The organism is Sphingopyxis sp. 10G20-10, assembly GCF_057365075.1.
Map to the genome: position 1 here is coordinate 1,562,244 of NZ_CP195117.1, position 22,038 is coordinate 1,584,281.

A 22,038-nucleotide genomic window follows, 5' to 3' on the forward strand; every position below is an offset into this window, starting at 1 on the left:
ATGCTAAATACCAACTTTGCCCCTTGGCCCAGCTTTAGCGACGAAGAGGTCGAGGCGGTGGCGGCTGTGCTGCGGTCGAACAAGGTCAATTATTGGACAGGTGAAGAGTGCCGCAATTTTGAGCGTGAGTTCGCTGACTGGGTCGGCACCCGGCATGCCATCGCTGTGGCAAATGGCACCGTCGCACTCGACCTTGCGTTGCACGGCCTTGGTATCGGCAGTGTGAATGGCGGGCGCAGCGATGACGAGGTCGTTGTCACGCCGCGGACATTCCTTGCTTCGGTAAGCTGCGTTTTTAACGCGGGAGCGGTGCCGGTTTTTGCCGATGTTGAACGGGACAGCGGGAATATCTCTGCCGCTACAATCGCCCCAAGACTGACCGAGAAGACCCGCGCGATTCTGGTCGTCCACCTTGCCGGCTGGCCTGCGGACATGGACCCGATCATGCAACTTGCGGCGAAACAGGAAATTCGAGTGATCGAGGATTGCGCCCAAGCCCATGGGGCCCGTTACAAGGGGCGCAGCGTCGGTTCGATTGGCGATATCGGGGCATGGTCCTTTTGTCAGGACAAAATCATGACCACAGGCGGGGAGGGCGGAATGATCACCTGTAACGACCGTGATTTATGGTCGCGCATGTGGTCGTTCAAGGATCATGGGAAAAGCTGGGAAGCGGTTTACAAACGCGAACATGCGCCTGGTTTTCGCTGGTTGCATGAAAGTATCGGTACGAACTGGCGGATGCTGGAAATACAGGCTGCCATCGGTCGGATACAGCTTCGGCGCATGGCGGATTGGACAGCAGCTCGAACGCGCAACGCGGCCATGTTGCGGGACGCTCTGCGCGGTTTTGCTGACGGTTCCGACGCTGTCATTCGCCTGCCGCGGTTGACGGATGAGGGAAGCGTGCATGCCGAGTATAAATTTTACGCTTATGTGAATGACGAAAAACTAGCCGAAGGCTGGGATCGTGATCGCATTGTTAGCGAAATTACGGCGCGCGGTGTTCCCTGTTTTCAGGGGAGCTGTTCAGAGGTTTATCTGGAGAAAGCGTTCGACGGGACGGGCACACGACCTACGCAGCGCTTGCCTGCTGCGCGCGCAATGGGGGAAACCAGCCTGATGTGGCTGGTTCACCCGACTTTGACATCGGATCAGATGGAGCAAGCCGCCGCAGTGAGCCGAGAGGTCATCACAGTAGCATCCAGTTAAGCGGCTATATGTTCGTTCTTTTGACGCGTTGCGTATAGATAGAAAGCTCAGACGGCTCTGCTTTCCGCCCCTTCCTGGCCGGAAATATCCGGCGTATATTCAGGCACAAGTCGGCTGATAATCTCCATTGCGGTATCCTTGTCGCCGCTCGCCCGGATCGTTGCTTCCAAAGCCGTCAATTCGCGTTCGAGATCGCTCCACGGCCAAAGATTTTCGCGCGCGCGCATGATACGTGGATGGTTCGTCGGTTCCGGGTTGTTGCCGATGAGCAGTTCTTCATAAAGCTTCTCCCCTGGCCGCAATCCGGTTTCGACAATTTCGATATCGCCGTCGGGGTTTTCCTCATCGCGAACGCTAAGCCCTGTTAAATGAACCATGGATCGCGCAAGGTCGGCAATTCGTACCGGCTGACCCATATCGAGGACAAAGACTTCGCCATGTCTGGCCATGGCACTTGCCTGAATTACAAGCTGTGCAGCCTCGGGAATCGTCATGAAATAGCGGGTAATCTCGCGGTGAGTCAGTGTCACGGGGCCGCCCGCAGCAATCTGTGCCTTGAACCGTGGCACGACCGACCCGCTAGACCCCAGCACATTGCCGAAACGGACCATGCTGAATACAGTGCGCGCATCGGGTTGCGCGGCGCGAGCCTGCAATATGAGTTCGCAGACGCGCTTTGACGCCCCCATGATGTTGGTCGGGCGAACAGCCTTGTCAGTACTGACAAGGATGAAATTGGCGACGCCTAACTCCTCGGCGGCTGCGACACTGTGGAGTGTACCCATGATATTATTACGCAGGCCAGAGATCGGGTTGGCCTCAACCAACGGCACATGCTTATAGGCCGCGGCATGGAACACGGTTTCGGGACGATAGTGCGAATAAACCCGGCGCATCGACGACCGCTCCGAAGCGTTGGCAAGCTCTGGTGCAATCGGTACCGAAATGCCAAGCTCGCTCATCATTGCGGATAGTTCCTGCTCAATCGCATAGAGCGCAAATTCCGACTGTTCCAGCAGGATCAGGCGGGCCGGGTGACAGCGCAAAATCTGGCGGCAAAGCTCGCTACCGATTGATCCGCCAGCACCCGATACCAGAACGGTCTTGCCGGCGATGGTCTTGCCCATCAACAGTTGATTGGGGACAACCGATTCACGGCCGAGCAATTCTTCGATCTGGATTTCGCGTAGATCGTTGACAGTCACACTGCCGTCGATGACGTTCGTCAGGCTGGGCAGGGATCGAACGTAGACTTCCTCGTCCTGCAGCGTCTCGATAATTTCACGGCGGCGGGTTCGCGACGCGCTTGGAATTGCTAACAATATTTCGTCGACTTTGGTCTCTTTTAGTAACTGGTGCAGACGATCCGAGAAAAAGACGGGAGTGCCATCGAGCCGCTGGCCGTTAAGCCGCCTATCATCATCAACGAACCCAACCAGATGAACCTGCGATTCGTGGCGTAGCGACAGTGCCAATTGCTGGCCAGCGCGCCCTGCGCCATAGATCAGGACGCGCCGCGCATTCACGGACACCACTTTCAACAAATCGAGCAGAACGAAGCGAATGGCGATGCGGCTGGAGCTCAGCATCAGCAGAAACAGAATCGGATGCAGGATGCACAGCGTTCTTGGAACGCCGGGTAGCCGGAAAATCACGCAGACAATGAACAGGGGGAGCGTCATGGCAGCGCAGGCGAACGCCAATCCGGCGATTGATCGCGCTCCGGAAAACCGGATCAGTGATCGATAAACGCCGGTCCATAATGCGATTGCAAACCAAAACAGCAAAGTAATCGCCGCAAACTTCAGGACAGGCGGTGAGAAAAAATCCCAGACGCCTAGCCGCAGCGAAAAGGCGATCCATACGGCCATGACGCACAGGATCCCGTCAATCACTGCAGCCATTATCTGTCGTTGAACTCGAGAAAGATTGACAATAAATGCCAGAACAGTTGCGCGTAAACTGCGCCAACGATCATAGTCTTCAAGCAACATTTTATGGCCATTCGCTTTCTAATGGGGCCGCGACCGGAAGGACAGAGTTGGGTTTAATCGATTCTGTAGGGGCAACTCACCGGCTCGTCTCATATGTAACCGACGATCATCCACGGCAGGTCCGTAAAGTCCGGTACATTATTGTCAAAAACAGTTCAATAACCATCAGATGAAGTGGCCCCCCGGTCCTGTGTAAAAATCCCCAATCGTTCCCTAATGCACCAGAGCTTCAATCGTTCCCGCGATGTTCAGACATATAGTGACGCGAGCGGCGGGATGCGCCAATCTTCAGGTGAAGAGAAGGGCGTCAAGTATGTTTGTGGTCAAGCGGGTGTGATCGAAGTGCGCCAGCCTATCGCATGAGACTCTATTCAGCGCTCGGTTATCGCCAGACCGAGCATCGTTCCGTCACTGTCATAAAGGGGGGTTGCTGTCACACCAAAGACCCTGTCGACCAGCGCCACAACGGACTGGGGATTTGCGTCGCTTTCCGCGACAATGACTCCGTCCGCCATCCAGACGATGCGGTCGGCAAACTTTACGGCCAGATTGATATCGTGGGCGACCAGAGCGACACCGGCACCTCCATCTACCTTGGTGCGAAGCGACGCCATCGTTGATAGCTGACGGGCGGGATCGAGTGCCGCGACGGGCTCATCTAGCAACAAGAGAGGGGCGTCCGCTGCAAATATGCGCCCCAGAGCGCATAGGGCCAGTTCGCCGCCTGAAAGCTCTGCGGTCGAACGATGGGCCAGATGGCTTGCACCAACATCAGCCAAAGCTGCAGAGACCGGTCCCGCAAAATCGCGTTCAGAGGTCAGCGCGGGACCATAGGCAAAGCGACCGAGGGCCACCATCTCGGCCACGCGGATAGGCCATGCGACCTCGGTGCGTTGCGGGAGATAGGCGAGCGCGCGGGCGCGTTGGCGGGGCGTCAATGTGTCGATCGGGCGATTGCCGTGATGGATCGTGCCATGGTCAGTTTTTTGTATGCCTGAGAGCAGGCGCAGCAGGCTGGTCTTTCCTGATCCGTTGGGTCCCACGATAGCAACAAGCTCACCGGGCTTTAAGGTGAAATCCACCGCTTCAACTCGATTATCGAGGGTCAGGTCTTTTGCAACGAGGTCAGTCATGGCGGACATTCCCCCGGCGCATGGCGATCCACAGGAACACCGGAGCTCCGGCGAGCGCTGCAACGACCCCCAATCTGAGCTCGGTATCAGTCGGCAACAGACGCACCAGCATATCGGCGGCGATCAGCATGATTGCGCCGGCAAAGGCGGAAGGCAGGAGGGTGCGGCCGGGGTCATGTCCGACCCACGGACGCACGACATGCGGGGCGACGATGCCGACAAAGCCCACCGCTCCGGCCAAGGCCACAGAGGCTCCTGTTGCCAACCCCGTTGCGATGACAACAACCAGACGAGTGCGGCGAAAGTCGAGGCCGTGGGCGAAGGCGGCTTCTTCGCCGATCGCCAGCAGCGAAAGATTGCGGCGCTGGGTTAGCAGCATGGCCATGCCGACGAGCATGAAGGGGAGGGTGAAGGCGAGGTCGCCGAGCGAGCGATTGGCGACCGACCCCAAGGTCCAGTTGATAAGGTCCGACAGCGAAAAGGGATTGGGCGCAAAGTTGAGGATGAGCGCCATCAGCGCGCCTGCGAGGCTCGAAATCCCGACGCCGATCAGGATCAGGCTCGCCATGCCGCGCATTCGCACAGCCGCTGATGCGAGCAGCGTGGTGACCAGCGCCGATGCGCCGATGGCGCCTGCGGGCAATATCCATGGCGAAATCGCCGCAAAACCAAAATAGAGCGTCAAGGTTGCGCCCAAAGTCGCCCCGGCGGAGACCCCCAATATTCCCGGTTCGGCGAGCGGATTGCGCGTCAGCGCCTGCAAGGCCGCACCGCACATCCCCAGAGCGGCGCCGACGAACCCGGCACTGAGCATGCGCGGCAGACGAATATCCTGAAGGATGATGGTCGCGAGCGGGTCTTGCCCGCGCAGCCATGCCATCACCACCGCTGGTGACACGCCATCGGGGCCAATGACCAGCGCGGCGGTGGCCATGATGAGGAGAAGAGCAAGGAGCGCGAAATGGACGCGATATTGGCTCATGATGACGGCGCGCCTTTTCGCGTTGCGGCAATCGCGTCGACGGCCTTGCCGGTCAGCCAGTTGCCGCAAGCCAGCCAGCTTCCGGGCACCTCGACCTGCCTGGCCTTTCGCGTCGCCATCAAAGTGACCGGATGGCGCGATGCGGCCCAATGGTCCTGACGATAGCGGGTGCTGTCAAAAAAGGCGCGGAACACCATGTCGGGCGGACGGCGCACCATCTCCTCAAGCGGCAGACTGCCCCAGCCGGGCTTGCGGCGATAGGGCTGCCTGCCAGCGGCCTGCATCACCTCGGCGACCAGCGATCCGGGACCGGTCGTGACATCCCCGGGGGTAACGTACAATGTGGTTGGCGCGGCGGCATTGGTGCTGGCAGCATGGGCATTTGCAATTTGGGTGTCAAAGGTTGCGATCCGTTGCTGCGCTGTTTCGGTTGCAGCCAATTCGCCGCCGACACGCAGCATATCGGCGCGAACCTCCGCCAGCGTGTTCGGAAAGCCCAGCTGGACGACCCTTATGCCGATAGCTTGTAATTGCCGGTCGAGCCTTGCACCGCCGCCATAGCTGCGGACCACCACGGCGGGGTGCAGGCGGACAATATCTTCGAGTTGCGGGCGCACGCGGACCACGCCAACGGCATGTGGCGCGGAAAAGCTGGCATCGCTGTCTGCCTCGAACGACACGGCTTTGATTTGATCCTTGGGCAACAGGCCCAGCACCATTTGGTCGGCGCAAAAATCGATGCTGACGATCCCGTCGAGGGGCGGGGAGGCGGAGCGCGGCTGGCACCCTGCGATCAGGGGTAGGAGGGCAAGGGCAGCCGCGCCGCGCATCAATAGGACCAGCGCAGGCCGACAAAAGCCGAGCGGCCCGGCGTGCCATATGTGGCGACGGTCTGATATTTCTCGTCGAACAGATTTTCGATCCTTCCGAACAGGTCAACCGATGCCGTCACCGGATAGCGAGCGCGGATGTCGAACAGCCAATAGCTGTCCAACCGCACCAGATTGGAGCGATCATCATAGCTCGCTCCGGCATAGCGCGCCGCCAGCGACAGGTCTGCCCCCTGCATTTTGCCGCCCGGCGACCAGGTCAGGTCGACATTGGCGTTGTGGCGCGGGCGGCGGGCGAGGCGATTACCTTGTAGCGCCGATCCGAAGGTCCTGTCCTTGACCGACAACAGGCTGTAATTGGCGCCAAGGCGCAAAGCATCGGAAAAGCGAAAGCTGCCTTCTATTTCACCACCCTCGGCGCGGGCGCGGTTGATATTGTCATAGGTGCCAAAGGGGCGATTACCGGTCGCGCAGATGGCGGGCAGGGGATTGGGGCCTGCCAGGCAGCTGACAAAATCGATCAGGTTGCGGCTATCGCGGCGGAACAGGGCAATATCGATAAACCAGAGATTATTGCCGTGGAAGCGGGTGCCGATCTCGAACGAGCGGGCACGCTCGGGGGCGAGCGCGGGATTACCAAAGGCCGATGCGGTCGCGGACAGCTGGAACAGGGTTGGCGCCTTATACCCTTCGCGATAGCTGGCACGCAGCGACCAGTTCGGAGTGATTTCCTGTCCCGCGTCCAGCGCAAAGGTCGTGGCGCCGCCGAACTGGCGGTGATGATCATAGCGTACACCCGCGGTCAGCGAGAGTGTGTTGGTCGGCTTGCCGACGATCATGCCCCAAAGCGAAGAGGTTGCTGTGCGGCCGCTATCGCTTGAAAAGGCATCGCTGGTCAGCGACCGCGTCCATTCGCGGTCCGCGCCCGCGCGCAGGCGCAGCACATTTTCTCCCGCCTGATCGCTGCCGCCTCCAAAGGGTAGCCAGTCGACGCTATAGCTCAGCCGTTCGTTGCGACCGCGCGCGCCGAAGCTGGGGGCAGTGCCCTGTGCGGGATCATAATTGTCACGGTTAATATCGGAAAAGCCGAAGCCGAGCTGCTGCGAAATGCCTGACGATCCATGTTCGCCTCCGGGCTGATGTTTGAGTGTCACCCCGGCATAATGTTCGCGGGTGCGCTGAAATTCCGCCGTGTCGCCAAAAGTGAAAGTTGGCGGACCAAAACCGTCGAGGTCGACCCGGCTGTTGGAATAAAGGCCAAAGGCGCTAAGCGCCAAGCTGTTGCTGATCCGGGTCTGGTTGGTCAGGTTGAGGCTATATTGCCGATAGCCATCGCGTTCGGTTCCGATCGCGGCAGTGCTGATCCCGTCGGTCCGCACATAGCCGCCGCCAAATCCAAAGCTGGTGGGGCCGAGTTTGAGGTGATGCAACTGGCTGTTGAACCGCACCGTATCGCGTGCGCCATATTCGCCCTGAACCTGTCCGCTGGTGACATTGGACACGCCGTCCTGTGTGCCGGTCGTGCTGATCGCCACGACGCCGCCAATCGCCTGACTGCCCCATGGCAGGCTGTTCGCCCCTCGTAGCACTTCGATGCGATCTATCGCGCCGAGCATCAGCGATCCAAAGTCAAAGCCGCCGCCCGGAGATGATGGGTCGCCCACGCGCACGCCATCGATCACAACGAGCGTTTGTTCGGCTTCGGCGCCGCGAATACGCACACCGGTAAAGCTGCCCAGTCCGCCGTTGCGCGTCGTGCTGATGCCGGGAAGGCGCTCGAGAAGGTTGGATGCGGCCCCATTTTGCGCGCGCTTGATGTCAGCTTTGTCGATCAGCGACCAGGAGGCGTTGGTTTGCGACGCATCGAGATGGTCGCCAATGACGGTGATCGAATAATCGTCATTGGCGGTCGCCGACTGATCTTGCGCCCAAAGCGGGTTTGCGGACGCGAGCGCCAACAGCGACAGGCTGGTTTTCAAAAGACAGGTGTTCATTGTGATTCCTCATTCGTAACGGCATTGCCGTCACGCGAGGTTCCTCGCCTGCTCTCGGTACACCCCGCCCGCGCGCAGATAACGGCGACGCCCGGGCAGGTCTCCTGGCTCATCGGGTCAGCGGAGGATGCAACCTTCCCAGAGCAAGGTGCTCCAGTGGTATCTTTGCATCCACCTCACCGATTACAGTTGCGGGGGCAGCGCCGGTCTTTGATTCCGGACTTCCCTTTTCATCCCCGTTACCGGGGAACCTGAGGTCACAAGTGCGCCGCTAGCAAGAGTTTGGCCGTTTCGCAATCGCCAAAGCTTGCAATCTGCCCACCTACCCCCGAAGTGTGGCACCCAAGGAGCCGCTTCATGCAGATGACGTTCGACAATAGTTTCTTCCGCGACATGGAGGGATTTTACGCCCCCGTAGTGGCCAGCTCTCCACCGCAGCCGTCATTACTGATCTTCAACCATGCGCTCGCCGCGACGCTGGGCATGGAGATGTCCGAGACGTCGGGTGAGCAATTGGCGCGGCTCTTTTCGGGTGCCGAGACGCCCGCAGGGGCCAACCCGTTGGCACAGGCCTATGCCGGACACCAGTTCGGCCATTTCTCGTCGCAACTGGGCGATGGTCGGGCGTTGTTGCTGGGCGAAATAGTCGCGCCCGATGGCGAACGCTATGACATCCAGCTCAAAGGATCAGGGCCGACGCCCTTTTCGCGTAATGGCGATGGCAAGGCAGCGATTGGGCCGGTTTTGCGCGAATATCTTGTGTCCGAAGCGATGGCGGCGTTGAACATAGCAACCACAAGGTCGCTAGCGGCGGTGGCGACGGGGGAGCGTGTGCAGCGCGAACAGGGGCATCCCGGCGCGGTTCTGACGCGTATCGCAAAGAGCCACATCCGCGTCGGCACTTTTCAGTTCTTTGCGGCGCATTTCGGTGCTGGCCATCTGACCCAATTGGCCGATTACAGCATCGCCCGCCATTTTCCGGACATTGCGGACGCGCCCAACCCTTATCTGGCTTTGCTCGATCAGGTCATCGAGCGTCAGTGCGCGCTGGTGGCGGCGTGGCTATCGGTCGGCTTTGTCCATGGTGTGATGAACACCGACAATGTCGCCATCAGCGGGGAGACGATTGACTATGGCCCCTGTGCCTTCATGGATGGTTTCGCGGTCGAGACGGTGTTCAGTTCGATTGATGCGACCGGACGCTATGCCTTTGGTCGGCAACCCGAAATCATGCAGTGGAATATGGCGCGCTTTGCTGAGGCGTTGCTGCCTATCATCCATGCGGTGAACCCGGATGATGTAGAGGCGGCCAAGACGATGGTCGGAGACGTCACTGACCGCTTTCGGACCCACTGGTTCGCCCGGATGCGCGCCAAATTGGGCCTAGTAAAGGATGATGCGGCCGATGCTGATTTGATCGACACGCTGATTGACCGGCTCGAAGCGTTGGGGCTTGATTATACTCTGTTCTTTCGTGCGCTTGCCGACCTGCTGCGCGGTGATTCCTCGTCGCTAGAGGCCTTGCTGCCCGAAGCAGACGCGATGGCGACATGGGTCGCGAAATGGTGGGAGCAGCTGGAGCGCGAAGCGATCAGTCCGCTTGACCGCGCCGATGCAATGGATCGGATTAACCCGCTTTATATTCCCCGCAATCATCGTGTCGAGCAGGTGCTCACCGCGGCAGAGGCCGGCGATATGGCGCCGTCCCATGCGTTGTTGGACGTTGTGCAGAACCCCTATGTGGCGCGCAGCGAATGGGCGGATTTTGCCGCGCCTCCGCCTGTGGATTTTGGACCTTACACTACTTTTTGCGGGACCTGACGGGTCTTCGTCAGGGTAAAGTCAGCACCTGATCCGTCAGGCGCGCGACTTCGCGGCGCTGGTGGCTGACATAGAGGATCGGGATGGCCAGTTCGTCGCGGATGCGTTCGATAACCTGCAATATCTCTTCACCGCGTGCCGCGTCGAGCGAGGTTAAAGGCTCGTCGAGCAACAGAAAGCGCGGTGCCGCCAACAGCGCGCGTCCGATGGCAACGCGGCGGGCTTCGCCGCCCGACAGCGCAACCGGCCAGCGTTCAAGCAAATGGCCGATGCCGAGCAGGTCGATCACTTCGGATTTTGATATCCAGCGGTCTTGCGGTGGGGACAGACGCTCACCGAATGCCAGATTGGCCGCAACGCGCAAATGGGGAAACAGTCGGTCGTCTTGAAACACATAACCGGCACGCCGCTTTTCGAGGGGCAAGTTGATCCCTGTTGCGGCGTCGAACAACAGAGTGTCGGCGACGCGGATATGCCCCCGGTCGGGCTGTAACAGGCCGGCGATCATGTTGAGGATGGTGGTCTTGCCAACGCCCGATGGACCGCTGAGCGCGGTCAGTCGCGCGGTGGATTTTGCTTTCAGGGCAACGTCATGCGTTCCGATGCTAAGCTGGATGTCGATGTCAAAGGACATGCTGCTGCCTTTCGCCAGACCGGCGAACAAGCCATTCGGACAGCAGCAAAGCCCCGATCGACAGGATGACCGACAAGATGGCGAGTCGGGTCACATCGCCCTCCGCCCCCGGGATTTGTAACTTGGCATAGATGGCGAGCGGCAGCGTTTGCGTCTCGCCCGGAATGTTCGATACAAAGGTAATCGTCGCGCCAAACTCACCGATGGACCGGGCAAAGCCGAGGACGGCTCCGGCCAATATGCCCGGCAGACTGAGCGGAAGGGTGATGCGCCAAAAGGCGTGCCAGCGACTGGCACCCAACGTGCGCGCTGCGCCGACAAGCTTTTGATCGACCGCCTCTATCGACAGGCGCATGGCACGGACCATCAGCGGCAGCGCCATGATGGCGGCGGCGACCGCGGCGCCTGTCCAGCGAAAAACCAGCACAACGCCAAAGCTTTCATACAGCCATTGCCCCACGAAACCCTGCTGTCCTAACAGGATGAGCAAGAGCCAGCCGGTGACGACGGGCGGGACGACCAGTGGCAAATGGACAAGCGCGTCGAGGAGCAGTTTGCCGCGAAACTGTGGCCGTGCGAGGAGCAGCGCCAGCCCATAGGCGATAGGAAGTGTGAACAGGATCGCGACGAGGCTGACCTTGAGCGATAAGCCGATGATGGCCCACTCGACCGAAGATAACGGACCGATCATGGTAGCGGCTCGAACCCGTAGCGGGTGAAACTGCGCCGCGCCGTTGCCGAGGTCAGAAAAGCGCGAAAGGCCATGGCATCGGGGTGCCTCGAAGCGCGCAACGCTGCGACAGGATAGCGAATGGGCGCGTGGCTGTCGGCCGGAAAAATGGCAACAATTCGGACGCGCTGCGACGCTTTGGCGTCGGTGGCGTACACGATCCCCAGCGGCGCCTCCCCTCGCTCGACGAGCGCCAGAGCCGCGCGGACATTTTCTGCTGGCGCGATATGCGAGCGGAGCAACGGCCAGAGCATGAGCTTTTGCAGCGCCGATTTGCCATATTTACCGGCGGGCACAGCATCGGGATCGGCCATGGCGAGACGGCCATTGCCAAGCGCCGCAGAAACTGAAGTGGGATTGCTCAGATGGATCTGAGCAGTGCTGGTGTTGGGGGTGATCAACACCAGCCTGTTGGCGAGCAGGTTCGCGCGCGTTCCATCGCGCAACAATCCCTTGGCCTCGATTGCATCCATCCATGCCGGATCTGCCGAGAGGAAAATATCGGCTGGCGCGCCACTTTCGATCTGACGCGCAAGCGCCGATGAGGCGGCAAAGGCAATAACAGGGCGATCATGACCGGCGGCGGCCCAATCATCGGCAACGGCGGACAGCGCCTCTTGCAAGCTCGACGCCGCAAGCACCACCGGTGCGCCTTTCGCGTCGGGCGTCCCGCAGCCGATCAGCAGGGCAGCAAGCAACAAGACAAAAGGGGCAAGGGCTATAGCGAGCCGGTTTGGAACCATGTCCGGGCTATAGGGGCAGTGATTTGTGACTGCAATCTGGCTGGCGTGTTTGAATGACGGTGCCGCTCGCGGCTCTATTGGTCGATGATTATCGATCCGGGATGGTGCTTGTCGAGGTGGCTCTTGATGATTTTGAGGTTCCGGCTGTTAGAACGGAAAAACAGGTCGAAAGCGTCGCCAACCAGAGGAATCGCGCCAAGCGCCGTATCAACGCCCAAATTACCCATCATCCGCCAGATTTTCCACTTGGGCATACCCAGGTTGCGCGCCTCCCAGATCAGATAGGCGCCCATAATACCTGTGACAATATCGCCGACCACCGGAACCAGTCCGACGATGGCGTCAAGGCCAACATGGCGATTGATGCCGGGAATGACAAAGCTGCGTTCAAGCAGGATTTCGAGCATCTCGACCCGCTGGCGCAAGGCTTCAGGGTCGTTGCGGTTGGCAATTAACGCCTCAAACATTGCGTCGGGCGGGGGAGGGGGCAGAGCCATATCGTCCTTTCCGGGAGCCATATGTCCCGTCATGCTTCCCCAGTTAGGTGGGATTGGCGATCAGGCGAGTCAATGGGTGCTGCGCGCGGGTGTTGGCGCGAAGGCCCGTCAGGCGAGGCGAGGCGACCGACCAGCGCAGCGGGGTCGCGATCGGGATAAAGGGCGTGTAGCGCACCAAAATCGTCTCGGCATCGCTGATCAGCTTGGCGCGTTCTATAGGGTCTTCGGTCAGCTGAGCCTGCTCTATCAGCAACTGGGCATCGCGGTTGCAGATCGTGTCGCTTTGACACGACAGCCGCCGCAGCGCCCACAGCGGATCGTCATTGGGAATTTTCTGGTCAATCAGCCGCAGGTCGGCGCTGACGTTCATCCCGACCCGCTGGCTCGGTACGCCAACGCGGCTGAAATCGGCGGCGACATAGGCGAACAAGATGCGTCCGCCGGGTGAATCGGGAACGGCGATGCGGATGGGGGCGATGGTCCGGCCACCGCTGCGATATTGGTCGACGGCGCGTTTGGCCTGTGCCAGCCGCGACGCATCATCATAATTGCTCCAACCGGGGAGCAGTACGGACGGTGCCTGGTTGGCAATATAGAGCGTTGGGCGCAGCGTGTCCTGCACCATCCATTCGGTCAAACCAAAGGCATCGACAACGCGCTGGCGGCGGATAACACGCGATAGTGCATCGCGATTGACGTCGGTGGCCAAAAATCCCTCGGCGCGGACAAAGGCTAAGCCGAACAACCCCGGAACCGGGTCGACAATCAGGCGCGAGCGCCCGATGTCCGATGCAACAAAATAGGGCAGGGTAGAAAAGCGACCGCCGATGATGCCGTCTGCATATCCATTCTGAAAGCGCGCAATGGCACCCGCCGCGCTGGTGCCGACCAGATCGATGGCCGCCGAGGGGGCGGCTGCGGTGGCAGCGGCCTCTTCGGGGTCCTCTGCCAGCGGATCAGGCACAGGCGACAACCGGATTGTGCGCTTTATCCGCTTAGCGCGCATCGGCCCCCAACCCATTTGATTCTTGATCACCGCCATGGATGGTTGCGCCAAAAGCTCGAGCAGATCAGCCTGTGGTGTCTTTAGCCGCACCTCGATGACATAGTCTGTCATCGCACGGATGGTCTCGACTTCGGGAAAGTCGTTGCGTAGCAGATGCTTGCTCTTTGGACCCAAATAGGCGCGAAGGATGCCCGCCACCTCCTGCGCTGTTACCTTTTTGCCGTTGCTCCACTTGGCCTCGCGGATTCGAAAAATATAGCTGCGTGCGTCGGCGGTCACCGTCCAGCGGTCGGCCAGCCCGACATCAATCTGTCCGTCGCCATCATAGCTGACCAGTCCCTGCGCGATGGCATTGAGCATCGCTCCATTGGGTGCGGACAATTCGCCGTTGATCGGATTGGCGCGGGTGTTGAGCGGCCCGATGCCCGCGATGCGTATCGCGCCGCTTTCACCAAACAGGCCGCAACTCGACAGCGACAGCGCACAGGCGGTGGCCTGCAAGACACGTAGCCTAGCTCTCATGCGTCACCGCCAACGGGTCCGGCCCGTGTTAGTGGTATCAAGTGACGATTGGCCGCTGCCATTTTGTCCTGCCCCTCCCGGTTTTGTTGCTCAGCTGTGGCGCTAGTCAGCAACGCATCATAGCGCCGCCCGGCAAAACCGGAATAGGCGATGGCCCGCGTCAACGCTGCTGTGTTGCCTTTTAGTGGTGCGGACGGCGGGACTCGAACCCGCACACCCATTCGGATAGCAGATTTTAAGTCTGCTGCGTCTACCGGTTCCGCCACGTCCGCGCACCACGGATGCGCAAAGCGCAAGCCTGTGGAGAGGTCAAGCGCTGTTTGCCGCTTCACCTCATGCCTCCAAGCGCTTACATGGCACACATGACGGAATCCATCCTTATGATATCCGGTCTCGGCAAGACCTATGCGAGCGGCGAGCAAGCACTGACCAATGTCGATCTGGGTATCGCGAAGGGTGAGATTTTTGCGCTGCTTGGGCCAAATGGGGCGGGCAAGACGACGCTAATCAGTATCATCTGCGGCATCGTGACGGCGAGCCATGGAACGGTGACCGTCGACGGGCATGACCATCAACGGGATTTCCGCACTGTTCGCGCGATGATCGGGCTGGTACCGCAGGAACTCCACACCGACGCTTTTGAAAAGGTCATCACGACGGTCAAATTCTCGCGCGGGCTGTTCGGCAAGAAACCCGACCCAGCCTATATTGAGCAGTTGCTGAGAGATTTGTCGCTGTGGGACAAACGCAACGCCAAAATTCTGGAACTGTCGGGCGGGATGAAGCGGCGCGTGATGATTGCCAAAGCGCTCAGCCATGAGCCCGAAATTTTGTTCCTCGATGAACCGACCGCCGGGGTCGATGTCGAGCTACGCCGCGACATGTGGAATATGGTGCGCGGTTTGCGCGAACGCGGGGTCACGATCATCCTCACCACCCATTATATCGAGGAAGCCGAAGAAATGGCCGACCGCGTCGGGGTGATTAGCAAAGGCCAACTGATTTTGGTCGAAGAGAAGCAGGCGTTGATGAAAAAGCTGGGCCGCAAGACGCTGACCCTTAACCTTGCTGAACCCTTGGACGGGCTGCCCGCCGAATTGTCCGATTGGGACTTGGCCATCGCCGCCGACGGGCATGAACTAGTCTATGAATTCGACACCCATGCCGAGGCGACTGGCGTACCATCCCTGCTGCGGCGAATGAGCGACATCGGGATCGCGTTCAAGGATCTCAACACAAAGCAAAGCTCGCTCGAGGATATCTTCGTCGGACTGGTGCATCAAGACAAGCCGAAAGCCGCTGCCGAGGGGGGAGCCGCATGATGATCGCCAATCTGCGCGGTATTCGCGCCGTTTACATGTTTGAAATGGCGCGCTTTGCCCGCACCTTTTGGACCAGTCTGTTGATGCCGGTCGTGACTACCACGCTGTATTTTGTGGTGTTCGGTTCGGCGATCGGCAGCCGGATGAGCGAGGTCAGCGATGTCCCCTATGGCGCGTTCATCGTGCCGGGGTTGATGATGCTGACGATGTTCACCGAAAGCATCAGCAACGCCTCTTTCGGCATTTATATGCCCAAATGGACTGGAACCATTTACGAGATGTTGTCGGCACCCATGTCGCCGTTTGAACTGGTGATTGCCTATGTAGGTGCAGCGACGACGAAATCAGTGGTGATCGGTGCCATAATATTCGGCACCGCGCATTTTTTCGTCGATGTTCAGGTCGCGCACCCGTGGCTGATGGCCGCCTTCATGGTGCTGATGGCGGTGACATTCTGTTTGTTCGGATTCATCATTGGCATCTGGGCGCAGAGTTTTGAACAGCTGCAGATTATCCCGCTGCTGGTCGTTTATCCGCTGACATTTCTGGGCGGCGCCTTTTATTCGATCACCATGTTGCCGCCAGCGTGGCAGACGGTGACGCTGTTCAATCCAGTCGTCTATCTGATCAGCGGGTTTCGCTGGACATTCTTTGGCCATGGCGATGTAGGCATCGAGGTCAGTATGGCTGCTGTCGCGCTGTTCTTTGCCCTGTGCCTAGGCGTCATATATTGGGTGTTCCGGACAGGGTACCGGTTGAAAAGCTAAACGCAGACAACTCCCGATATGCATCGAGAGGGCTGTAGCTAATTCATCAATCCAACAATATCGTATCTCAGGGGCGACCCTAGTCGTTCAAACGCTCGCGCATTTCCTTGCCGGGTTTGAAATAGGGCACATTTTTGGCCTCTACGGCAACCGCTTCACCAGTGCGCGGATTGCGCCCCGTCCGCGAGTCGCGGCTACGGGTGGAAAATGCGCCAAACCCGCGCAACTCCACACGCCCGCCACTGGCGAGTTGATCGACGATTGAATCAAAGAATGTATCCACGATCTTTTCTACCTCTTCGAGGCGCAAGTCGCTGTTTTCACTAGCGATCATTTGGACCAGTTCAGACCGGATCATCTGCTTTCCCTTTTATATCACGCGCACCGAAATGATGCGAAGCGTCCGGTCGTCGCCGGATGTCTGCGTGAGACCCCTCCCAGCGCATAACATAGAGTAACATGAATCACTTTTCCGTCAAACATATCGAGACAAATGAAAACCCCGCCGGGCGCTGGCCCGACGGGGTTTTTCAAGATGCCGTGCGGCAGGGAAGGATTAGTCCTTCTTGCCGGCTTTCAGCGCTTCGCCGAGGATGTCGCCAAGCGATGCGCCCGAATCGGACGAACCATATTGGGCAACCGCCTGCTTCTCGTCGGCAATCTGCATTGCCTTGATCGAGAAGTTGGGCTTTTTCGAGCGGTCGAAACCGACGACCATGGCATCGAACTTCTGACCGACCTGATAGCGGTCGGGGCGCTGTTCGTCGCGGTCGCGACCAAGGTCGGCGCGCTTGATGAAGCCGGTGGCGCCATCTTCGCCAGCCTGAACTTCCAGCCCATTGTCACGGACTTCAAGAACGGTGACGGTAACGACGTCATTCTTCTTCATCGCACCCGCAACGGCGGTTGCGCCAACGGCGGGCGCGCCCTTTTCAAGCTGCTTGATGCCCAGGCTGATGCGTTCCTTTTCGACATCGACGTCGAGCACGACGACCTGAACCGCCTCACCTTTGCGATGCAGATGCAGTGCGTCTTCGCCAGAGATGCCCCAAGCGATATCCGACATGTGAACCATGCCGTCGACGTCGCCGGGAAGGCCAACGAACAGACCGAATTCGGTTGCGTTCTTGACTTCGCCTTCGACGACGCTGCCGACCGGATGGGTGTCTGCAAAGGCACCCCACGGGTTCGACTGAGCCTGTTTGAGGCCCAGGCTGATGCGACGCTTTTCGCTGTCGACTTCCAGAACCAGAACTTCGACTTCCTGGCTGGTGGCGACGATCTTGCCCGGATGTACATTCTTTTTCACCCAGCTCATTTCGCTGACATGGACTAGACCTTCGATGCCCGCTTCCAGTTCGACGAATGCGCCGTAATCGGTGATGTTGGTGACAACGCCAGCCAATTTCGCGCCGACAGGATATTTGGCGACGACGCCTTCCCACGGATCGCTTTCCAACTGCTTCATGCCCAGGCTGATGCGCTGGGTCTCGCGGTTGATGCGAACGATCTGAACCTTGACCGTGTCACCAATGTTGATGACTTCGCTGGGGTGGTTGACGCGCTTGTAGCTCATGTCGGTGACATGCAGCAGGCCGTCGATGCCGCCGAGATCGACGAATGCGCCGTAATCGGTGATGTTCTTCACCGCGCCCTCGATAACCTGGCCCTCTTCGAGGTTCTGGATCAGGCCGCTGCGCTGTTCGGCGCGCGTTTCTTCCAAGATGGCCCGACGCGAGACGACGATATTGCCGCGGCGACGGTCCATTTTCAGTATCTGAAAAGGCTGGGGCAGGTCCATCAACGGGCCAACATCGCGCACGGGGCGGATATCGACCTGGCTGCCGGGCAGGAAGGCCACGGCACCGCCGAGGTCGACGGTGAAGCCACCCTTGACGCGACCAAAGATAACGCCTTCGACGCGCTCTTCCTTGTTGAATTCTTCTTCCAGACGGTCCCAAGCGGCTTCGCGGCGGGCGCGATCGCGGGACAGCATGGTTTCGCCATTGGCGTTTTCGACGCGGTCGACGTAAACTTCGACTTCGTCACCGACGCTGAGGTCGGCCTTCTGGCCCGGCATAGCGAATTCGCGAAGCGGCACGCGGCCTTCGCTCTTCAAACCAATATCGATAACTGCCAGGTCGTTTTCGATCGCAGTGACGGTGCCCTTGACGACGCGGCCTTCAAAGCCGCCGTCAGCACCACCAAGCGATTCATCGAGCATCGCGGCGAAATCGTCGCGTGTCGGAAAAGCCGTTGTGGCCATAAATTAAGTTTCCTTCGTCGTATTATTTCCGGCCGAGCGGTTGGTTCCGCTGGTCTTGTGGCCGATCTGCCATACCTGCCGAATGCAAAGCACAGCATCCGCTGGACAAGTGGATGGCCAAGGTTCGGGCAAAGCAAAAAAGGCGTGAAGGGTCACCCCATCACGCCCGACGCTCAATCAGAGCGGCGGTTCAACCGAGCCTCAACCAGCGCAATCGCCCGTTGGACGGCTTGGTCTATACCCAAATCGCTCGTATCGAGCAAGTCAGCATCTGCTGCCTGCCGCAAGGGTGCATCGGTTCGGCCGCTATCGCGTGCGTCGCGGGCATGAATATCGGTCAAGATGGCGGCATAGTCGGCATCGCTGTCGCGCGCCTGCATTTCCGAAAAGCGGCGGCGCGCGCGCTCCTCGGCGCTGGCGGTGACGAACAGTTTGGCGTCGGCATCGGGCGCAATGACCGTACCGATGTCACGCCCGTCGAGCACCGCGCCGCCCGGCTGGTTGGCGAAATCGACTTGCCGCGACAGAAGCGCCGCGCGAACCTGTGAGTGGATCGACACGCGGCTGGCCAGCCCGCCGGTTGCCTCCAACCGCAGCGCCGGATCAGCGAGCAGCGCATCGGGAAAGGTGCAAGCCGCCATCGCGTCCTCCGGATTGTCGGCATCACCGCCATTTTGCGCGACCTGATACCCGACCGCGCGATATAGTAACCCTGTATCGAGAACCGGCAGGTTGAAGTGCGCGGCGAGGGCCTTGGCAATTGTGCCTTTTCCCGATGCGGTGGGGCCGTCGACGGCGATAATCATGGCGCGCTTTTGCGTCGCTGTGCCAGCACCGAAATAATTCCAAAGGTGGCAATGGCCATCCATGACAATTCCAGCATCAGCACCGGCAGATTATAATTGATATAGAGCGAAACCGACAGCAGCGCGGCTCCGAGAAAATTGATGCCGTTAAAAATCAGGTCGGGCGCCCGCTTCAGAATATTGACATAGGCAAAGCCCGCGAGGATCAAAATCGAACCCAGCGATCCAGTTACGTCGGCGATATTATTCATGGTTGGTTATCCTGCGCATTGATCAGTAGTTGTTCAAATCCCGGAAAGCTGGTGGCTATCGGTGCGATGTCGTCGATGGTGACCGGTGCCTTGCTGACAAGGCCGGCGATGGCAAAGCTCATACAGATGCGGTGGTCGAGATGCCCGGCGATGGTTGCGCCTCCGCTCAACGGGTCGCCGCCGCTGCCCTCGATGATGAGGCCGTCGGCCTGTTCCTCGACGCGCGCGCCTATCGCCGTGAGACCGGTTGCCATGACCGCGAGGCGATCGCTTTCCTTGACTCGCAATTCGTCGAGGCCGGTTGTTGTTGTGCACCCTTTGGCCAGAGCGGCGGTGACGAACAATATCGGAAACTCGTCGATCATGCTTGGTGCGATGGCAGGGTCGATGGCGATACCGGTCAGCGGACTGTGGCGCACGCGCAGATCGGCGACGGGCTCGCCGCCAACGTCGCGGTGGTTGAGTGCATCAATCTGTCCGCCCATTTCGCGGAGCACACCGATCAGTCCGGCGCGGGTGGGATTGAGCCCGACATTGGTAATGGTGACGTCGGAACCAGGGACGAGCAGTGCGGCAACGATAAAGAAAGCCGCCGAAGACGGGTCGCCAGGGACAGTGATGGTCTGCGGTCTGAGGTCGACTTCGCCGCGAATACGGATGTGGCGCGTGCCGTCCGTGTCGGTATCGATGCTAAGGTCGGCACCAAAGCCGCGCAGCATCCGTTCGCTATGGTCACGCGTCGGCACCGGTTCGATGACTTCGCTGATGCCGGGGGTGTTAAGACCGGCGAGCAATATGGCGCTTTTCACCTGTGCCGATGCGACCGGCAAGCGATAGGATAACGCGACGGCGGGGCACAGCCCGCGCAGCATCAGCGGCAGGCGACCGCCGGGGGAGGCGCTGATATCGGCACCCATCTGACTCAGCGGATCAATCACGCGGGCCATCGGGCGGGCCGACAGGCTGGCATCACCGACAAAGGTGGCGGTGATGGCATGACTGGCGACCAGCCCCATCAACAATCGCGTCGATGTGCCGCTGTTTCCCATGTCGAGCGCGGTGTCGGGCTGAAGCAGTCCGCCAACCCCCACGCCATGGATACGCCATTCGCCCGACCCGCATCGTTCAATATGGGCTCCCATGGCGCGCATGGCGGCGGCAGTGGCAATCACATCATGGCCTTCGAGCAGCCCGGTGACGCGACTTTCACCGACGGCGAGCGCCGATAAAATCAGCGCGCGATGCGAGATGCTTTTGTCGCCGGGAATGGCAATTGTGCCAGTCAGAGGACCAGCCAAAGCGAAGCTTTGCGAGAAGGGAGATTTTTGCGTCATGGCGAGCGGCTTTTGACAGCGCCCTTACAATCTGGCAAGGCGCACGCCGATTTGATGGATAGCCCAGTTGCTTCCGTCCCTTCCCGAAATTATATTCCTATTTTCAATGGATTAAGAGGCATTTATGGTAAAGGCTGAATGGGGCGTCAAACGGAGTTGTCCGAAATGCGCCACGCGATTCTATGATTTGACGAAAGAAGACCCGATAACCTGCATCAGTTGCGGCTATGCTTGGTTGCCGGAATCGGTGTTGAAATCGAAGCAGCCGATGCCGTTTGAAGCGGCTGAAAAGCCAGCCAAGCCGGAGAAGGAAGAATCGTCCGACGACGATCTGGATCTGGATGTTGATGTCGATGAAGACAGCGATTCGCCCGACAATGATGTCGACCTGGGCGGCGATGACGATCTGGGCGTTACCAAGTCGAAAGACGATGACGACGACAATTAATTGAATCGGCAAGGGGCCAAAAGGCATCAAGCGATGCAATTGGCCCCTTGCATCTCTCTGCCGCGCTGAATAAAGGCGGGCACCCGATCGCGGCACCCTTGTCCGATCGGCACGAAGATGTGGGGCCTTAGCTCAGCTGGGAGAGCGCCTGCATGGCATGCAGGAGGTCAGCGGTTCGATCCCGCTAGGCTCCACCACTTCTTCACATCCGACAATTTTATCCGAAAATTTGACCGGTGCGGTGTTCAGGCCGCGTCCATCAGTATCGACGGGGCGGCCTGATCGGCCAAGCTGATCTGGTCGAGAATGGCCGCGGTATCGTCGCGGACTTTCAGCATCAGACTACGCATCCGGCATTCGGTTTCGGGCACGCAATTCTTGCAATGCTCATGTGCGTTGCGGCTGGCGCAGGGTACAAGCGCCAGCGACCCGCGGGTCAGCCGCACCAGATCGCCATAGCTGATATCGACGGGGGGCAAAGCGAGTCGATAGCCGCCGTCGCGCCCGCGCTGTGACAAAACCAGCCCTTCGCGGCCCATTTCCGACAAAATAACGGTGAGGAACTTGGGTGGAATCCGCTGCGCCGCCGCTATTTCGGCCAACTGCACGGCTCGCCCACCGAAATGATCGGCAAGGTGCTGAAGCGCACGAATGGTATAGCGAGTCTTTTGCGACAGCATGGAAGGCCGTTTGCGCGAGAAAATAATATAATTCAACCGGTCAGGATGACAATGTTGCCCCGGGTT

21 protein-coding genes, 2 tRNA genes and 1 riboswitch are annotated in these 22,038 nt (G+C 59.5%); of the genes, 6 read left to right on the forward strand and 17 right to left on the reverse strand.

Features of this window, described 5'->3' with window-relative positions:
• Positions 1-1,212, forward strand: a complete 1,212-nt coding sequence (locus ACR3XE_RS07620) for a DegT/DnrJ/EryC1/StrS family aminotransferase (RefSeq protein ID WP_486185621.1) — start codon at positions 1-3, stop codon at positions 1,210-1,212.
• Positions 1,213-1,259: 47 nt separating this feature from the next.
• Here ACR3XE_RS07620 and ACR3XE_RS07625 read toward each other — a convergent pair whose 3' ends face one another.
• From ACR3XE_RS07625 to ACR3XE_RS07645, 5 genes are all read right to left on the reverse strand, one after another.
• Positions 1,260-3,116 (reverse strand): polysaccharide biosynthesis protein, encoded by a 1,857-nt coding sequence (locus tag ACR3XE_RS07625; protein WP_473698228.1) that lies wholly within the window; start codon positions 3,114-3,116, stop codon positions 1,260-1,262.
• A 461-nt stretch (positions 3,117-3,577) separates the two neighbouring features.
• Positions 3,578-4,339 (reverse strand): ABC transporter ATP-binding protein, encoded by a 762-nt coding sequence (locus tag ACR3XE_RS07630; RefSeq protein WP_486185622.1) that lies wholly within the window; start codon positions 4,337-4,339, stop codon positions 3,578-3,580.
• Entirely contained in the window at positions 4,332-5,321 is a 990-nt protein-coding gene (locus tag ACR3XE_RS07635; protein WP_473698226.1) for a FecCD family ABC transporter permease, read from the reverse strand. Before ACR3XE_RS07635 ends, ACR3XE_RS07630 begins: the two co-directional genes overlap by 8 nt.
• Positions 5,318-6,151 (reverse strand): ABC transporter substrate-binding protein, encoded by an 834-nt coding sequence (locus tag ACR3XE_RS07640; protein ID WP_473698225.1) that lies wholly within the window; start codon positions 6,149-6,151, stop codon positions 5,318-5,320. Before ACR3XE_RS07640 ends, ACR3XE_RS07635 begins: the two co-directional genes overlap by 4 nt.
• Positions 6,151-8,145: a TonB-dependent receptor plug domain-containing protein gene (locus tag ACR3XE_RS07645; RefSeq protein ID WP_473698224.1), complete on the reverse strand. Its 1,995-nt coding sequence runs from the start codon at positions 8,143-8,145 to the stop codon at positions 6,151-6,153. Before ACR3XE_RS07645 ends, ACR3XE_RS07640 begins: the two co-directional genes overlap by 1 nt.
• Before the next feature lie 77 nt (positions 8,146-8,222).
• Positions 8,223-8,414, reverse strand: a riboswitch (cobalamin riboswitch).
• Between the two features lie 88 nt (positions 8,415-8,502).
• Here ACR3XE_RS07645 and ACR3XE_RS07650 point away from each other — a divergent pair.
• The gene (locus tag ACR3XE_RS07650; protein WP_473698223.1) at positions 8,503-9,966 is read left to right on the forward strand and encodes a protein adenylyltransferase SelO; all 1,464 of its coding nucleotides are present in this window, start codon (positions 8,503-8,505) and stop codon (positions 9,964-9,966) included.
• 10 nt (positions 9,967-9,976) lie between these two features.
• Here ACR3XE_RS07650 and ACR3XE_RS07655 read toward each other — a convergent pair whose 3' ends face one another.
• From ACR3XE_RS07655 to ACR3XE_RS07680, 6 genes are all read right to left on the reverse strand, one after another.
• The gene (locus ACR3XE_RS07655; RefSeq protein WP_473698222.1) at positions 9,977-10,600 is read right to left on the reverse strand and encodes an ATP-binding cassette domain-containing protein; all 624 of its coding nucleotides are present in this window, start codon (positions 10,598-10,600) and stop codon (positions 9,977-9,979) included.
• Positions 10,590-11,291, reverse strand: a complete 702-nt coding sequence (modB, locus tag ACR3XE_RS07660) for a molybdate ABC transporter permease subunit (protein WP_473698221.1) — start codon at positions 11,289-11,291, stop codon at positions 10,590-10,592. Before modB ends, ACR3XE_RS07655 begins: the two co-directional genes overlap by 11 nt.
• Positions 11,288-12,073 carry a molybdate ABC transporter substrate-binding protein gene (gene modA, locus ACR3XE_RS07665; RefSeq protein WP_473698220.1) on the reverse strand — a complete coding sequence of 262 codons (786 nt, stop codon included), beginning with the start codon at positions 12,071-12,073 and terminating at the stop codon, positions 11,288-11,290. Before modA ends, modB begins: the two co-directional genes overlap by 4 nt.
• A gap of 74 nt (positions 12,074-12,147) precedes the next feature.
• Positions 12,148-12,570 carry a DUF4112 domain-containing protein gene (locus ACR3XE_RS07670; protein ID WP_473700337.1) on the reverse strand — a complete coding sequence of 141 codons (423 nt, stop codon included), beginning with the start codon at positions 12,568-12,570 and terminating at the stop codon, positions 12,148-12,150.
• A 43-nt stretch (positions 12,571-12,613) separates the two neighbouring features.
• Positions 12,614-14,098 carry an ABC transporter substrate-binding protein gene (locus tag ACR3XE_RS07675; protein ID WP_473698219.1) on the reverse strand — a complete coding sequence of 495 codons (1,485 nt, stop codon included), beginning with the start codon at positions 14,096-14,098 and terminating at the stop codon, positions 12,614-12,616.
• A gap of 185 nt (positions 14,099-14,283) precedes the next feature.
• Positions 14,284-14,370, reverse strand: a tRNA-Leu gene (locus tag ACR3XE_RS07680).
• Between the two features lie 90 nt (positions 14,371-14,460).
• Between ACR3XE_RS07680 and ACR3XE_RS07685 the strand changes: the two genes are divergently transcribed.
• Together ACR3XE_RS07685 and ACR3XE_RS07690 are read left to right on the forward strand one after the other, a co-directional pair.
• On the forward strand, positions 14,461-15,420 hold the full coding sequence (locus ACR3XE_RS07685; RefSeq protein WP_486185623.1) for an ABC transporter ATP-binding protein: 960 nt from the start codon (positions 14,461-14,463) through the stop codon (positions 15,418-15,420).
• Positions 15,417-16,187, forward strand: a complete 771-nt coding sequence (locus ACR3XE_RS07690; protein ID WP_473698217.1) for an ABC transporter permease — start codon at positions 15,417-15,419, stop codon at positions 16,185-16,187. The genes ACR3XE_RS07685 and ACR3XE_RS07690 overlap by 4 nt, the downstream gene beginning before the upstream one ends.
• A gap of 79 nt (positions 16,188-16,266) precedes the next feature.
• Here ACR3XE_RS07690 and ACR3XE_RS07695 read toward each other — a convergent pair whose 3' ends face one another.
• The 5 genes from ACR3XE_RS07695 to aroA all read right to left on the reverse strand — a co-directional run bounded on the left by ACR3XE_RS07695 (position 16,267) and on the right by aroA (position 20,844).
• Positions 16,267-16,545, reverse strand: coding sequence for an integration host factor subunit beta (locus ACR3XE_RS07695; protein ID WP_473698216.1), 279 nt, complete (start codon positions 16,543-16,545; stop codon positions 16,267-16,269).
• Between the two features lie 198 nt (positions 16,546-16,743).
• Positions 16,744-18,453, reverse strand: a complete 1,710-nt coding sequence (rpsA, locus tag ACR3XE_RS07700; protein WP_486185624.1) for a 30S ribosomal protein S1 — start codon at positions 18,451-18,453, stop codon at positions 16,744-16,746.
• A 173-nt stretch (positions 18,454-18,626) separates the two neighbouring features.
• Entirely contained in the window at positions 18,627-19,259 is a 633-nt protein-coding gene (locus ACR3XE_RS07705) for a (d)CMP kinase (protein ID WP_473698215.1), read from the reverse strand.
• Entirely contained in the window at positions 19,256-19,510 is a 255-nt protein-coding gene (locus ACR3XE_RS07710) for a CBU_0592 family membrane protein (RefSeq protein ID WP_473698214.1), read from the reverse strand. Before ACR3XE_RS07710 ends, ACR3XE_RS07705 begins: the two co-directional genes overlap by 4 nt.
• Positions 19,507-20,844: a 3-phosphoshikimate 1-carboxyvinyltransferase gene (gene aroA, locus ACR3XE_RS07715; RefSeq protein WP_473698213.1), complete on the reverse strand. Its 1,338-nt coding sequence runs from the start codon at positions 20,842-20,844 to the stop codon at positions 19,507-19,509. Before aroA ends, ACR3XE_RS07710 begins: the two co-directional genes overlap by 4 nt.
• Before the next feature lie 124 nt (positions 20,845-20,968).
• On the opposite strand from aroA, the gene ACR3XE_RS07720 reads away from it, so the two are divergent.
• Both ACR3XE_RS07720 and ACR3XE_RS07725 read left to right on the forward strand, forming a co-directional pair.
• Positions 20,969-21,292: an FYDLN acid domain-containing protein gene (locus tag ACR3XE_RS07720; RefSeq protein ID WP_473698212.1), complete on the forward strand. Its 324-nt coding sequence runs from the start codon at positions 20,969-20,971 to the stop codon at positions 21,290-21,292.
• Positions 21,293-21,413: 121 nt separating this feature from the next.
• Positions 21,414-21,489: transfer RNA gene (locus tag ACR3XE_RS07725), tRNA-Ala, on the forward strand.
• A 48-nt stretch (positions 21,490-21,537) separates the two neighbouring features.
• Here ACR3XE_RS07725 and ACR3XE_RS07730 read toward each other — a convergent pair.
• A complete protein-coding gene (locus tag ACR3XE_RS07730; RefSeq protein ID WP_473698211.1) occupies positions 21,538-21,972 on the reverse strand; it encodes an RrF2 family transcriptional regulator in 435 nt (144 codons plus the stop codon).
• Between the last annotated feature and the right edge of the window lie 66 nt (positions 21,973-22,038).